Source organism: Pseudomonas sp. lyk4-R2A-10 (genome assembly GCF_030209075.1).
In the GTDB taxonomy this organism is placed as follows: Bacteria; Pseudomonadota; Gammaproteobacteria; order Pseudomonadales; family Pseudomonadaceae; genus Aquipseudomonas; species Aquipseudomonas glycinae.
Genome location: NZ_JARVSR010000016.1, coordinates 96,559 through 111,109, shown reverse-complemented (window position 1 = coordinate 111,109; position 14,551 = coordinate 96,559). Strand labels below are relative to the sequence as shown.

Below are 14,551 nucleotides of genomic sequence, written 5' to 3'. Positions count from 1 at the left end.
ACTGCAGAAACAGTAGCGTGCAGCGGGCTATTTGGCTGGTTTTGCCGAGCGTTTGCTGGTTCCGGTGGTTTTGCGCCGAGTGGACTTGCGTTTGTTCTTCCATGGCGCAGCGGCCTTGCCGGCAGGTGGCGGGCCGCTGATGGTCAGACTGAGCCCGGCGCATCGGGTGACTTGCTTACTCATCCACGCGGCCTGTTTGGTGACGAACTCTTCAAGACTCATCTCGCCGTTCTGCACCATGTCCAGCGCCTGCTCCCAGATCGCCGTGGTCCCGGGGTCGGCAATCGCGCGCGGAACGGCGTCGATCAGGCTGAACGCGGCGGGCGTGGCGGACAGCGCCTTGCCGTTTTTCACCAGATAGCCGCGATCCAGCAACCCTTGAATGATCGAGGCGCGGGTGGCCTCGGTGCCGATGCCGGTGGTGTCCTTGAGTTTCTGCTTGAGCAGCGGATCTTCCACCAGTTTGGCGACGTTCTTCATCGCCTTGATCAGGTCGCCTTCGGTGTAGGGCTTGGGCGGTTGCGTCCACAGGTCCTTGAGCTTCACGTCCGCCACGGCGCATTCGGCACCCTGGGTCAATGTCGGTAGTGTTTGTGGCGCGGGGGCTTCACGGCCCTTGGCCGGGGCCAGCGCTTCGGGCAACGCGCGTTTCCAGCCCGGTTCGATGATCTGCTTGCCGACCGCGCGCAAGGCTTCACCGGCGCAATCGAAATCGGCCTGAGTGCGATCGTATTCGTGATTGGGCAGGAACTGCGCCAGATACCGAGCGCGAATCAGCGTGTAGACCGCGCGGTGCTTGCCGGTCAGGCGTTCCAGATTCTTTGCGGCAGCGGTCGGGATGATGCCGTGGTGAGCGCTGACCTTGGCGTCGTTCCAGGCGCGGGAGCGACGCTGTGGTTCCAGATGCTCGCGCAGCGCTTCGAGGCTCGGGTCGGCCTGACGCAGCGCTGCGAGAATCCCCGGCGCCTCGTTGTGCTGGCTCAGGGGCAGGTAGCCGCAGTCGCTGCGCGGGTAGGTGATGACTTTGTAGGTTTCGTAGAGGGCCTGGGCGATGTCGAGGGTTTCCTGGGCACCGAGGCCGAGCTTCTTCGAACAGACTTCCTGCAAGGTGCCCAGATCGAAGGGCAGGGGCGCCACTTCGCGCATGCGTTCGGTGCGCAGCTTGACCACCCGGGCGCTGGCAGCGCTGCTGATTGCGGCGGCCGCTTGCTGGGCGAGGGCTTGATTGAGGCAGCGATCCTGATCGTCACAGGCATCGTTCGGTGCACGCCATTGCGCGGTGAACGGCGTGCCTCCGTGCAGCAGTTGCACGTCGATGGCCCAGTACGCGACCGGCACGAAATCGGCGATGCTGCGGTCGCGATCCACCACCAGTCGCAGAGTCGGTGTCTGCACCCGGCCCACCGGCAGCACGCCTTGATAGCCTGATTGCCGGCCGAGCAGGGTGAACAGACGACTCATGTTCATCCCGATCAGCCAGTCGGCCCGCGAGCGCCCCAATGCCGAGTGGTACAGGCTGAAGGTTTCGGCGCCCGGTTTGAGTGCCGCCAACGCCTTGCGAATCGAGGCTTCGTCCAGCGCCGACAGCCACAAGCGGCGGATCGGCCCGCGATAGCGACAGTGCTCGACCAGCTCACGGGCGATCATCTCGCCTTCACGGTCGGCGTCGGTGGCGATGATCAGTTCGCTGGCCTTGCCGAGCAGGCGCTTGACCGCCTTGTACTGGCTGGCGGTACGCGGCTTGACAGTCATTTTCCATTTGTCGGGGATGATCGGCAGGTCGGCCAGCACCCAGCGCTTGTATTTGGCGTCGTAGGCGTCCGGCGGCGCGGTTTCCAGCAGGTGGCCGATGCACCAGGTCACCGTGACGTCCGTTCCCAGCCAGCAGCCGTCGCCCCGACGCTTTGCGCCGAGTACGGCCGCAATGTCCTTGGCCTGGGAGGGTTTTTCACAGAGGTACAGCCGCATAACCACCGTCGTCGATCATTGCCCGAAGAGGCGCACAGGATGGCCTGACTCGGGCGTTCGGGCAACTTTTATCTGTATGGATATACAGATAAAAGGATTGCCGGTCATGACAGCGCGCGTCGGGGCAATCCGGGACGCTATCGAGAAATTGATTAGCGTCCCCGTTGGCGGCTGTGGCAGGTTCAATCTGCCTGACAAGGCGAGTGACAGGACGATCTCGCCAGAAGATCGCCGTTTTTCTGTCTGACACTGACTCTTCAGAAACAAGGACGTACACCATGTCTCAACCTTCCTCCCAGGCCAGCAGCGCCTACACCGCCGTCGACACCTTCAGTCACCTGTACGACCGGGGCACCGGCACCGTCAATGGCAAACCGTCGTTCACCGCCGACCAGGCCGCTGACGAAATCCTGCGCAAGGGCATGTCGTGGCAGGACAAGAATGCCGACGGCAAGATTGATCTGACCTACACGTTCCTGACCGACAAACCGTCGAACTACAACCCCAAACTCGGCAACTTCAGCGAGTTCAGTGCCCAGCAAAAGGCCCAGGCCGTGCTGGCGATGCAATCGTGGTCGGACGTGGCCAACGTGACCTTCACCGAAGGCAAGGGCGGTGACGGCCACATGACTTTCGGCAACTACGACGTCAGCACCGGCGGCGCAGCGTTCGCCTACCTGCCGCAGGGCAGCAGCTACGACGGTCAATCGTGGTACCTGATCAACGATCAGTACCAGGTCAACAAGACCCCGGACGCCAACAACTACGGGCGTCAGACCCTGACCCACGAAATCGGCCACACCCTCGGCCTGTCGCACCCGGGCGCCTACAACGCCGGCAACGGCAACCCGACCTACGGCGACGCCAAATACGCCGAAGACACCCGTGGCTACAGCCTGATGAGCTACTGGAGCGAAGCCAACACCGACCAGAACTTCAGCAAGGACGGCAGCGGCGCCTACGCCTCGGCACCGTTGATGGACGACATCGTCGCGGTGCAGAAACTCTACGGCGCCAACTTCGAAACCCGTGCCGACAACACCGTGTACGGCTTCAACTCCAACGCTGATCGCGACTTCTACAGCGCCACCTCGAACACCTCGAAAGTGGTGTTCTCGGTGTGGGACGGCGGCGGCAATGACACCCTGGATTTCTCCGGCTTCAACCAAAACCAGAAGATCAACCTCAACGAAGGCTCGTTCTCCGATGTCGGCGGTCTGGTGGGCAACGTGTCCATCGCCCACGGTGTGACCGTGGAAAATGCCATTGGCGGTTCGGGCAGTGACCTGCTGATCGGCAACGCGGCGGCCAACGATCTGATCGGCGGTGCCGGCAACGACATCATTTATGGCGGTGGCGGCGGTGATTCGCTGTGGGGCGGTGAAGGCGCAGACACCTTCGTGTTCGGCGCGGCCAGCGACTCGACCATGACCGCGCCGGACTGGATCATGGATTTCACCAGCGGCCTGGACAAGATCGACCTGTCGGGCATCGCCGGGTTCGCCACCGGCGCAGCCACGCTGAACTTCGTCAGCGGCTTCACTGGCCACGCCGGCGACGCAATCCTCACGTACTTCGAACAGACCAACCAGACCAGCCTGATGATCGACCTCACAGGCCAGGGCTCGGTGGACTTCGCGGTGGGTGTGGTGGGGCAGGCGGTGGCGACCGATATCGTCGCGTGATCTGAGTCCAAAAAAAACCGCAGTCCTTCACAGGCTGCGGTTTTTTTGTTTTCGGACATCGCTCCACGATAGTGAAATCCGTTACTGCTCGGTCTCGAGAATCGACGTGACGGGGGCGTTACGGACTCTGGCAAACCACCAGAGCGCCGCTACGCCCAGCAGCGTCGCCAGCACGGCCAGAATCAGAATCACACGTTGTGTCCCCAATGGCGCGGCGAGCAGTGCGACCAGCAGACCGGCCAGCGGTTGTGACAAGTTGTTGAGCAGAGTGATCACGCCCACGGTCTTGCCGAAGTCCTGCGGGGGAATGACTCGCTGGCGAATGCTGCGCATGTAGACGTTGAACATCTTGTCGAAGCCGACGATCAGCAGGAAACCCAGCACATAACCCGCCAGGTTCGGGCTCAGGGCGCTGATGAAGGCGCCGGCGGCAAGCATCGAACAGGCAACCCCACCCAGTACGCGCAACGGCAATACCACCCGGGCGAGGAAAAACAGAATCACGATGGTGGTCACCGCGCCAGCCGCTTGCAGCACGGCATAATCGTCCTTGCCGGCGCTGTATTGACCGAGCACCATGGCCGCCGAAGTGGCCAGAGTGACCCCGACAATCAGGTTGACCCCGACCGCCAGGGCGATGATCTTTTTCAGCTCCGCCCGTTCGCGGATATGCCTGAACGCGATGCGCAGAGGCTGCAGCCAGATGTCCTGATGCTGCTCGAAAACCTCGAGGGTGATACGACTGAAACGTTGCCACACCCGCATGCTCAGGTCGGCCAGCAAGAACAGCCCGGCCACCCACAGCACCACCCAGTGCCAGGCCGAAACCTCCAGCAGCAATGCCGCCACCAAGGGGCCCAGAACCAGTCCGGTCTGGTCGGCTATCTGCGAGTAGGACAGGGTTTTGGTGTAGCTGTAGTGCTGGAAAATATGCGGCATCAGCACTTCGCGGGCCATGATGCCCTGAGTGGTCAGCACGCCGCACAGCGCAGACAGCACCACAAGCCACGCGATACCGCCGAAGACGGCATAAAGCCCTACCGCCAACACGCAGAGCAGCGCCCGGTAGACCTGACTGATGTGCAGAATTCTGATGGGCGAGAACTTGTCGCACAGGGCCCCGCACAACGGAAACGCGAGAAAGCGCGGCAGCGACTCGACGAAGAATGCAAGCCCCGCCCAAGACGCGCTGTTGGTGGTCTGGAATACCACCAGCGGCACGATGAACAACAGGATCTGATCCGCCAGCCGCGAGAGGAACAGCGAGATGAAAAAAGCCAGGTAATCCTTACGCATGATGACTCCTGTCGATCGGCGTTTTGGCCGCTTTGCGCGTGATATGAAACCAGAAACCGTCGCCTCCGCAAGCGGCGGTCATATCTGATTGAAGAAAGGCCGTTCGGCTGCGAACCCGACGAGATTCCTCCGCATGGGTTATACCTGAACCGGTGCCCTCGCCGCCGTCAGGAGAAACCGATGAAAACGTCCGGTCCCAGTCCCGTCATCACCATCGCCGAGCAGCCAGGCTGCCTGCTTGTGAAATTCCACGGCATACAGGTCGCCGCCTCAGCTCGGGCGCTGGTGCTGCTCGAAGCCAATTACCCGCCGGTCTACTACATCCCCCGCGAGGACATCGACGAGAAGTACTTCGCCCGCACCGACCACACCACCTACTGCCCGTACAAGGGCGATGCCAACTATTTCAGTCTGCAAGTGCCGGGGCATGAGGGGGCGAATGCGGTGTGGACGTACGAACATCCGAAGATTTCTGTGAGCCAGATCAAGGACTATGTGGCGTTTTATCCCGATCAGGTGAAGTTTGAAGTTATAGATGTCGATGGATGAATGTAAAAGGTGCCCGTCAGTCGGAAATCGATAACGGGCTTGTATAGTCATGCATTCATGAAAGCAGGAGAAGAGTCGACTTGGAGATTGATGGAGTAACGAAGTCGATCACTCGCTTTGGAACAAGATATTTTGATGGATGCTATATTTTTCTTTGAGAAACGAACCAAAGAAAGCCGAAAGATCAAGTCCGTCCAGTTTTCTCAAATAGTTTATCGCACTGGTAGATCTGTCGAAATTTGTAGAGTTTGAAAGGTTGGCCGAGTGGAGCGCCTGCGAAACATCCGAGGGTTTCATCATCAGACCAGAGATCTCAGTGTCAAACGCTTCATCTATCCAGTTGAGCTGGATGTTTCTGAGCGTATCGATCCCGACGGGTTGAAATACCTTATTCTCGGATGTCACGTCTGGACTCTGGCTTGAATTTGTCAGACCGTTAAAAAATGAGTTCCATGGTTGTGCGAAGCCGACAGATTCTGGATCTGAGTGAAAAACGATACTCGGCGTGGTGGATTTGTCGTAGCTATAGCGGTGGAGGTAATGATCTACCAAACGATGAGGAACGATGGTGATCAGCCCATTGAAGTGTCGAGTAAAAAAAGACTGTGTTTTGCCAGTGCTGGCATCCGTGTAATCGTTATTGAGATATTCCCAGACCTGATGCCGTTTTAACACAATGGCCAAATCAATTCGGGTGTCGAGTTCGTTTTCAGAAACGAAAGTTGGGCATACATAGGCTGCAGTAGAGCGAAGTGACAACCAATACAATGCATTGTGTTGCAGCGGCTCGTCAGTTCCCTTGTGCTTGCGTAGATAAAATGTGAAAACGCCTGGTTTGGTATTTAACGGAATTGATTCTCGCGAAGAGATTATTTCGCTGCTTGATTTGTAGGAATGGAAGCTTGAAGTTTTAGCCTGTATGTAAAAAGGCTTGACGCTTGTTGCGACAGCATCATAACCACCCCTGTAGCGTTCCTGCCTCTGCGTAACTTGTCTGATTTTTGCTTTTCCTCCGTTTCCGCCTGGAAGTGTGCGCAACATTCTATCTATCAGGGTTAGTAGTTCAGCTTCATCGAACTGGGGTGTAGAAATCACGTTTTCGTCCTTGATGGCTGTGGCGATATTTCGCTGATCGAGTGAAGAGGCTGGAGTATCTGCTGGAAGCAAGATGGTATTGAAGTGCCATCAATTTGTCGATTACTAAAGTGCAGCAAAAAAAGCCGCTTCAAGGTTTAACTTGAAGCGGCTTAGTGGATGTATCAGTTCTTGTCGAGGTCGATATTCTTGGTCTCACGCAAGCAAATCATCCCCACCACCAGGCTCACCCCTGTAATCAACACCGGGTACCACAGCCCGTAGAAGATATCCCCGGTGTACACCACCAGCGCAAACGACACGGTCGGCAGGAAACCACCGAACCAGCCGTTGCCGATGTGGTACGGCAGGGACATCGAGGTGTAGCGGATGCGGGTCGGGAACAGTTCGACCATCAGCGCCGCGAGCGGGCCGTAGCACATGGCCGAGATGATGATCAGGCCGACGATCAGGGCCACGATCATCGGTTTGTTGATCTGCTGCAGGTCAGCCTGTTGCGGATAACCGGCGAGGGTGATGGCGCCGCGCAGTGCCGCCTCGTCGAAGCCGTCGAGTTTCACATCGCCGACGCTCACTTGCACCGTGCTGCCCGCTGGGGCGGCGACGCTGGAGTAGGGCAGGCCTTGCTTGACCAGGAAGGTCTTGACCTTGTCGCACGGGCTGTCGAATTTGGCCTTGCCCACCGGATCGAACTGGAAGGTGCAGGTCGCCGGGTCGGCCACCACGGTGATCGGTGCCTGTCGGCTGGCGTGGTCGATGGCCGGGTTGGCGTAGTGGGCCAGGGATTTGAAGATCGGGAAGTACAGCGCGGTGGCCAGCAGCAAGCCAAGCATCAGCACCGGTTTGCGCCCGACCTTGTCCGACAGCCAGCCGAAAATGATGAAGAACGGCGCGCCGATCACCACGCTGATTATCAGCAGACTGTTGGCCACCGCCGGGTCCATTTTCAGGAACTGGGTGAGGAAGAACAGCACGTAGAACTGCGCCGCATAAAAGGTCACCGCCTGGCCGGCGTTGATGCTGAACAGGGCGATCAGCACGACCTTGAGGTTTTCCCATTTGCCGAAGGATTCGCGGATCGGCGCCTTGCTGGCCTTGCCTTCCTCTTTCATTTTCAGATAGGCCGGCGACTCGTGCAGGCTCAGGCGAATCCAGGTGGAGATGCCCAGCAGCACGATCGACAGCAGGAACGGAATGCGCCAGCCCCAGACTTCGAACTGATCGCCGGTGAAGTAGCGGCAACCCAGCACCACCAGCAATGACAGCAGCAGACCGAGGGTTGCGGTGGATTGAATCCAGCTCGTATGGAAACCACGTTTGCCGATGGGCGCGTGTTCCGCCACGTAAGTCGCGGCGCCGCCGTACTCGCCGCCGAGGGCAAGGCCCTGCAGCATGCGCAGCACCACCAGAATGATCGGCGCGGCGATGCCGATGCTGGCGTAGGTCGGCAGCAGGCCCACGGCGAACGTCGCTACACCCATCAGGATGATGGTCGCGAGGAAGGTGTATTTGCGCCCGATCATGTCTCCCAACCGCCCGAACACCAGCGCCCCGAACGGCCGCACGATGAAGCCTGCGGCGAACGCCATCAGTGCGAAGATGAACGCGGTGGTGTCGTTGACCCCGGCGAAGAACTGCTTGCTGATGACCGCCGCCAGGGCGCCGTAGAGAAAAAAGTCATACCACTCGAACACCGTCCCCAGGGACGAGGCGAAGATGACCTTTCGGGTATCGGGGCTGGCGTCCGTGCTGCGCACGGCGTCCAGAGGCTGAACGTGTTCTGGCATATCGGTATCCCTCACAGTGATTGTTTTTGTTGTTTCCACTGTCGGCGCCGAGCCTGTGGGCAGGCGCCGCTGTTCCTTTGGTCAAGAGAGTGCGGTCAGTGCTTTTTCTTCGGCGGGAAAACTCCGGGCGGTTGGGTTGAGAATCAACTGTGCCGCTTTCTCGGCAATCATCAGCGTAGGCGAACAGGTGTTGCCGGAGGTGATGCGCGGCATGATCGACGCATCGGCAATTCGCAGACCCGGCACACCGTGCACGCGCAACTGTGCGTCGACCACCGCGTCCGCATCGTTGCCCATGCGGCAGGTGCCGACCGGGTGAAAAATCGTCGTGCCGATCTTCGCCGCCGCTGCGTGCAGTTGTTCTTCGGTTTGCAGGCTGGCGCCCGGCAGGTACTCCACCGGATTGAAGGCTTGCAGGGCCGGGGCGCTGACGATGCGCCGGGTCAGGCGAATCGCATCGGCGGCCACGCGCAGGTCTTCGGGATGGCTGAGGTAATTGGGTTGAATCAGCGGCGCGGTTTGCGGATCGGCGGCGCGGATTTCGATTCGGCCCCGGCTCTGCGGCCGCAAATCACACACCGACGCGGTGAATGCGGGGAAGCTGTGCAGCGGCTCGCCAAAACGCTCCAGCGACAGCGGCTGCACGTGATATTCGAGGTTGGCCGAGGCCTGTTCCGGCCCCGAGCGGGCAAACGCGCCCAACTGACTCGGCGCCATCGACAACGGCCCGCTGCGGTCATACAGATAACGCAGGCCCATGCCCATCTTGCCCCACACGCTACCGGCGATCTGGTTGAGGGTGCGGGCGTTTTCCAGTTTGTAGATCAGGCGCAGTTGCAGGTGATCCTGCAGGTTGCCGCCGACGCCCGGCAATTCATGCACCACGCCGATGCCGAGCTTTTCCAGCAGCGGGCGCGGGCCGATTCCGGAGCGTTGCAGAATGCTCGGCGAGCCCACGGAGCCGGCGCACAACACGATCTCCTTGCGCGCCTTGAAGCTCTTTTGTTGACCTTGCCAACGGGCGCTGACCTTCGAGGCGCGACCGTCTTCGAACAACACGCGATCCACTTCGACTTCAGTCAGCACGGTGAGATTGGCCCGATCGCGAATCGGCTTCAGAAACGCCTTCGCCGCATTCCAGCGCACCCCGGCCTTCTGATTGACCTGAAAGTAGCCGCAACCCTCGTTGTCGCCCTGGTTGAAGTCGTCGATGCTGGCGATGCCGCTCTGTTCGGCAGCGCTGCGGAAGGCATCGAGAATCGGCCACGACAGACGCTGGCGTTCGACTCGCCATTCACCCTTGTCGCCATGAAAATCCGCCGCGCCGGCGAAGTGGTTTTCGCTCTGCTTGAACAGTGGCAGCACGTCATTCCAGGCCCAGCCCGGATTGCCCTCGGCGGCCCAGCCGTCATAGTCGTTGGCCTGGCCACGCATGTAGATCATGCCGTTGATCGACGAACAGCCGCCCAGCACCTTGCCGCGCGGATAACTCAGCGCGCGGCCGTTGAGGCCCGGTTGTTCTTCGGTCTTGAAGCACCAGTCGGTGCGCGGGTTACCGATGCAGAACAGGTAACCCACGGGGATGTGAATCCACGGATAGTTGTCGCGCCCGCCGGCCTCCAGCAACAGCACGCGCTGCTGTGGATCGGCCGACAGCCGATTGGCCAGCAAACATCCGGCCGGCCCGGCACCGACCACGATGTAATCGAATTCATCAAGGGAAGCCTGCATTCCCTGACCTCGCTTATTGTTTTTGTTGTCGGTCATCCTAGTTGTTAGCTTTCGTCAAAAGAATGTTAGTTTTTGCGCAGCCGCTGTGCGTTTTCAAACAGCGCTTCCTGACGATAGCCGACAAGGACAAGCCATGTTCGACTGGAACGACCTGCGGTTCTTTCTCGAGTTGCAACGCAGCGGGCGCTTGCTCACCGCCGCCCGCCGCCTGAACACCACGCACGCCACCGTGGCCCGGCATATCGAGGCCATCGAAAAAAGCCTCGGCACCGCGTTGTTCGTCCAGCATGCCCAGGGCTACGAAATGACCCCGGCGGGGGAGGCGCTGCTCAAGCATGCCGAAGCCATGGAGAACGTCGCGCTGCTGGCTCAGGAGGAAATCACTCAATCCACCGCACCGTTGGGCAAGATTCGCGTTGGCGTGACGGAGGGGCTGGGCATCATGTTTTTGGCCAGCCGCATGATCGGGTTGTTCGAACGCTATCCTGGGCTGGAAGTGGAACTGGTGGCGGTGCCGCGCTTTGTCAGCATCCTCAACCGCGAGGCGGAAATCAGCATTCACCTTGAACGACCGGCGGCGGACATGCTGGTCACCCGCAAACTCACCGATTACCGGCTCGCGCTTTATGCCAGCCGCGCCTATCTCGACAACGCACCGCCGCTGCGCAGTCGCGAAGATCTCGGCCGGCACGCGTGGATCGGCTACGTCGATGATCTGCTGTTCAGTCAGGAGCTGATGTTCCTCAACAGTTTCTGTCGCAACCCTCGGGTGGTATTTCACAGCACCAGCGTGATCGCCCAGCAACAAGCCGCGCGCTCGGGGCTGGGGATTGCGGTGCTGCCTTGTTACATGGCAGCGTCGGACCCGGATCTGGTGGCGCTGTTGCCGGATGAGAGCATTGAGCGCAGTTACTGGATCAGTACGCGGCGCGAGTTGCACAAATCGGTGCGGTTGCGGGTGGTCTGGGATTACGTCGTGGGCTTGTGCGAAGGCGAGCGCAAGTTGTTGATGGGCCAGTAAAGACGGCTGTTTCATGCAACTAAAACGCTTGGCAAAAGGTCATTCGATTTGCGGAGGTTGAGTCATCTCGCAGAACCTCGACAACGAAGACGTTACCCGTGGCCACTCACCTCGATCGCCGTAATAACCTGTCTCTCGACAGCCTGAATTTTTTCCTCGCCGACGTGCGTGACGGCCTGGGGCCCTATTTGGCGATTTACCTGCTGGCGGTTCACCACTGGGAGCCGGCGAGCATTGGTCTGGTGATGACGATTGCCGGGATCGCCGCGCTCATCACCCAGACCCCGGCAGGCGCGCTGGTCGACAGCACACGCTTCAAACGGGCGCTGATAGCGATTGCCGCGCTGGTGGTCACCGCAAGCTGCCTGTTGCTGCCGTTCGTGACATCGTTCAGCTTGGTGGCGCTGACGCAGGCCATCAGCGCTGCTGCCGCTTCGATCTTCGCGCCCGCCATTTGCGCGATCACCCTTGGCATTACCGGGCCTCGCGCGTTTACGCGAAGAACCGGGCGCAATGAAACCTTCAACCACGCGGGCAATGCCTGCGCTGCGTTGTTGGCCGGTTTGTCCGCGTACCTGTTCGGCCCGGTGGCGGTGTTTTATTTGATGGCGGTCATGGCGCTGGCCAGCGTGATTGCCGTCTCCTTTGTGTCGGCAGATGCGATTGACCACGATCTCGCCCGAGGTCTTTCACCCAGCGAAACGGGGCAGAGCAAGCAGCCTTCGGGCTTTTCCGTATTGCTCACCAACCGACCGTTGCTGATGTTCGCGATTTGTTGTGCGCTGTTTCATCTGGCGAACGCGGCGATGTTGCCGCTGGTGAGTCAGAAACTGGCGCAGGCCAATCTGCAGATGGCCACGCCACTCACGTCCGCCTGCATCGTCGCGGCGCAACTGGTGATGGTGCCGGTCGCGCTGCTGGTGGGGGCGAAGGCCGATCTTTGGGGACGCAAGCCGTTGCTGTTGGCGGGGTTTCTGATTTTGCCGTTGCGTGGCGTGTTGTATGTACTGTCGAACGATCCGTGGTGGCTGGTTTCGGTGCAGTTGCTCGATGGCATCGGCGCTGGGATTTTCGGCGCGCTGTTTCCGGTGGTGGTGAAAGACCTGACGCTGGGGACCGGGCATTTCAACGTCAGTCTGGGGGCGATTTCGACAGTGTTCGGACTAGGCGCGGCATTGAGCAACAGTCTGGCGGGGATTGTGGTTCAGGAGGCCGGTTACAGCGCTGCGTTCCTGACCCTGGCGGCGGTGGCAATGGCGGCGCTGGTGCTGCTTTGGTTGGCAGTGCCGGAGACGGTGCAGCGCTCCGATACCGACTCGATCGCCCTGCAAGGCAAGGCGCCGCCGATGGTTGCGCCATGACTCAACGCTCGCAAGACCTGTTCAACCGGCGGGAATCGACAACGTCGCCCGCAGGCCGCCCTCGACCCGGTTTTCCAGTGTGATCCGCCCACCCAGACGGGTTGCGATGGTATTGACGATGGTCAGTCCCAGCCCGGCACCCTGGGGATTGCCCCGGCTGTAGAACCGCTCGAACAATCGAGCCCGATCCGCTTCATCGATACCCGGCCCCTGATCTTCAACGCTCAAATGGTAAAGCCCGTCGGCCCTGGTCAATTGCACGCTGATCACGCCTTGCTCCGGGGAGAAGTTGGCGGCATTGGTGATGAGGTTGTTCAGGGCAATGTCGATGGTGGCGGCATCGGCGAGCACAGGGAAAGGTTGGTCGTTGACGTCGAAGGCCAATTCCAGATGCTTGCTCAGCAGCCATGGCGTGAGTTGCACCAGACTGTTGCGCACGGTGTCGCCAAGGTCGATGCGTTGTTTGGCAGGCGCGCTGGCCTTGGGTTCGAGGCGGGCCATGGTCAGTAGCTGATTGACCAGTCGGCTGGTGCGATCCACCCCGGCGATCAGAAATTCGAGTGACTCGCGACGCTCCTGTTCGGTGCCGGCCTCCAGCAGGTTTTGCGCATGCACCCGCAGTACCGCCAGTGGCGTGCGCATTTCGTGGGCGGCGTCGGCGATGAACCGGCGCTCGCGACCGAGCACTTCCTGGATTTGCGCAAGCATGCGGTTGAGCGCGGCCTGCATCGGTTCCAGTTCGCTGGGCAGCGGTGTCAATTGCAGCGGTTCGAGGGAGCCGCTGTGACGGGCGCGCAGGGTCGCCGCCATGTTGGCCAGGGGCTTGAGCCCCCAGCCGATGGCCAGCCAGATCATCGCCGCCAGGATCAGACTGCCGATCACGTTCGGCCACAGGGTATGGCGGACGATCCGGTCAACCAGATCCGCTCGCACGTCACCGCGTTCACCCACCCAGATGCGCAAACCGTTCTGTTTGTCTTCCAGGACAAAAGCCCGCCAGTGGCGCTTGTTCAAATCCACCACATCACTGAAGCCTGGCTGGATCGGCGGCGTGCTGAAGGAGGGCGCGCTGGCGGTATGCACCAGGACCTCTCCCTTGGCATTCCAGACCTGAAAGGCGAGCTTTCTTTCGTAGGGATGGCCGTCACCCTTGGGCACGGCTTCAGCCAGGGCCGAGTTGAACGCCCGATAAAGATCCGCGTGCTCCTGCCCCGGCAACGGCATGCGCATCACGCCTTGCAGCAACCGTGCGTTCTGCGCCAGTTGCGCGTCGTAGACTTCGGCGATTTCGTGGTTGCTGTCGTGCAGATTGAACAGGCTGAGCACGGTCAGACCGGCGAGCATCAGGCCGATGATCAGGGTCAGGGTGCGGCGCCGGATCGAGGTCATCGGCGCTCCTCCACCAGATAACCCACGCCGCGAATGGTGCGGATCAGGTCGGTGGAGAATTTCTTGCGCAGGTGATGAATGTGCACTTCCAGCGTGTTGCTTTCGGCTTCTTCGTTCCAGCCGTAGAGCAGCTGTGTGAGGTGGTCGCGTGTCATGACCCGACCCGGCGGCGAGAGCAGTTCGTGCAGCAACTGATATTCCTTGGGCGTGAGCACCACCGGTTGGCCCAGATAGCTGACTTGCTGGGTGCCGGGGTTGAGGCTGATGCCGGCATGTTCGATCAGCATCTGCGCGCGTCCGGCACTGCGTCGCAGCAGGGCGCGCAGACGGGCCTTGAGCTCGGCCAGGTCGAAGGGCTTGATCAGGTAGTCGTCGGCGCCGGCGTCCAGTCCCGCGATGCGGTCTTCGGTGGCATCGCGGGCGGTGAGGATCAGCACCGGCAGGTTCGAACCGCTGCCACGCAGACGACGCAGGACTTCGAGCCCATCCATGCGCGGCAGGCCGAGATCGAGCACCGCCAGATCAAAGTTTTCGCTGAGCAGGGCGTGCAGGGCGCTGCTGCCGTCCTTGAGCCAGTCGACCGTGTAGCCCTCGCGCCCCAGCGCCTGATGAATGCCCTCGCCGAGGGCCACGTCATCCTCGATCAGTAATAAACGCACACGGACTCCT

At 60.5% G+C, this 14,551-nt stretch carries 11 protein-coding genes; 4 read left to right on the top strand and 7 right to left on the bottom strand.

Features of this window, described 5'->3' with window-relative positions:
- Positions 1-27 precede the first annotated feature (27 nt).
- Positions 28-1,968 (bottom strand): DNA topoisomerase III, encoded by a 1,941-nt coding sequence (locus tag QRN46_RS26560; protein ID WP_285358288.1) that lies wholly within the window; start codon positions 1,966-1,968, stop codon positions 28-30.
- A gap of 278 nt (positions 1,969-2,246) precedes the next feature.
- Here QRN46_RS26560 and QRN46_RS26555 point away from each other — a divergent pair, with 278 nt between their 5' ends.
- Positions 2,247-3,653 carry a serralysin family metalloprotease gene (locus tag QRN46_RS26555; protein ID WP_285358286.1) on the top strand — a complete coding sequence of 469 codons (1,407 nt, stop codon included), beginning with the start codon at positions 2,247-2,249 and terminating at the stop codon, positions 3,651-3,653.
- An 81-nt stretch (positions 3,654-3,734) separates the two neighbouring features.
- Here QRN46_RS26555 and QRN46_RS26550 read toward each other — a convergent pair whose 3' ends face one another.
- Positions 3,735-4,949, bottom strand: a complete 1,215-nt coding sequence (locus QRN46_RS26550) for an MFS transporter (protein ID WP_011334734.1) — start codon at positions 4,947-4,949, stop codon at positions 3,735-3,737.
- A 180-nt stretch (positions 4,950-5,129) separates the two neighbouring features.
- Between QRN46_RS26550 and QRN46_RS26545 the strand changes: the two genes are divergently transcribed.
- Positions 5,130-5,498 carry a DUF427 domain-containing protein gene (locus QRN46_RS26545; protein ID WP_011334733.1) on the top strand — a complete coding sequence of 123 codons (369 nt, stop codon included), beginning with the start codon at positions 5,130-5,132 and terminating at the stop codon, positions 5,496-5,498.
- A gap of 108 nt (positions 5,499-5,606) precedes the next feature.
- Here QRN46_RS26545 and QRN46_RS26540 read toward each other — a convergent pair whose 3' ends face one another.
- The 3 genes from QRN46_RS26540 to QRN46_RS26530 form a co-directional block, all read right to left on the bottom strand.
- Positions 5,607-6,593 carry a hypothetical protein gene (locus tag QRN46_RS26540; RefSeq protein ID WP_011334732.1) on the bottom strand — a complete coding sequence of 329 codons (987 nt, stop codon included), beginning with the start codon at positions 6,591-6,593 and terminating at the stop codon, positions 5,607-5,609.
- Positions 6,594-6,757: 164 nt separating this feature from the next.
- Positions 6,758-8,380, bottom strand: a complete 1,623-nt coding sequence (locus tag QRN46_RS26535) for an MFS transporter (protein WP_285358282.1) — start codon at positions 8,378-8,380, stop codon at positions 6,758-6,760.
- Between the two features lie 81 nt (positions 8,381-8,461).
- The gene (locus QRN46_RS26530; RefSeq protein ID WP_285358280.1) at positions 8,462-10,111 is read right to left on the bottom strand and encodes a GMC family oxidoreductase; all 1,650 of its coding nucleotides are present in this window, start codon (positions 10,109-10,111) and stop codon (positions 8,462-8,464) included.
- A 133-nt stretch (positions 10,112-10,244) separates the two neighbouring features.
- On the opposite strand from QRN46_RS26530, the gene QRN46_RS26525 reads away from it, so the two are divergent.
- Together QRN46_RS26525 and QRN46_RS26520 are read left to right on the top strand one after the other, a co-directional pair.
- On the top strand, positions 10,245-11,132 hold the full coding sequence (locus tag QRN46_RS26525) for a LysR family transcriptional regulator (RefSeq protein WP_285358278.1): 888 nt from the start codon (positions 10,245-10,247) through the stop codon (positions 11,130-11,132).
- Between the two features lie 98 nt (positions 11,133-11,230).
- Positions 11,231-12,493, top strand: coding sequence for an MFS transporter (locus tag QRN46_RS26520; RefSeq protein WP_285358276.1), 1,263 nt, complete (start codon positions 11,231-11,233; stop codon positions 12,491-12,493).
- A 21-nt stretch (positions 12,494-12,514) separates the two neighbouring features.
- Here QRN46_RS26520 and QRN46_RS26515 read toward each other — a convergent pair whose 3' ends face one another.
- Together QRN46_RS26515 and QRN46_RS26510 are read right to left on the bottom strand one after the other, a co-directional pair.
- Positions 12,515-13,882: an ATP-binding protein gene (locus QRN46_RS26515; protein ID WP_221614474.1), complete on the bottom strand. Its 1,368-nt coding sequence runs from the start codon at positions 13,880-13,882 to the stop codon at positions 12,515-12,517.
- Positions 13,879-14,541, bottom strand: coding sequence for a response regulator (locus tag QRN46_RS26510; protein ID WP_011334726.1), 663 nt, complete (start codon positions 14,539-14,541; stop codon positions 13,879-13,881). The genes QRN46_RS26515 and QRN46_RS26510 overlap by 4 nt, the downstream gene beginning before the upstream one ends.
- Between the last annotated feature and the right edge of the window lie 10 nt (positions 14,542-14,551).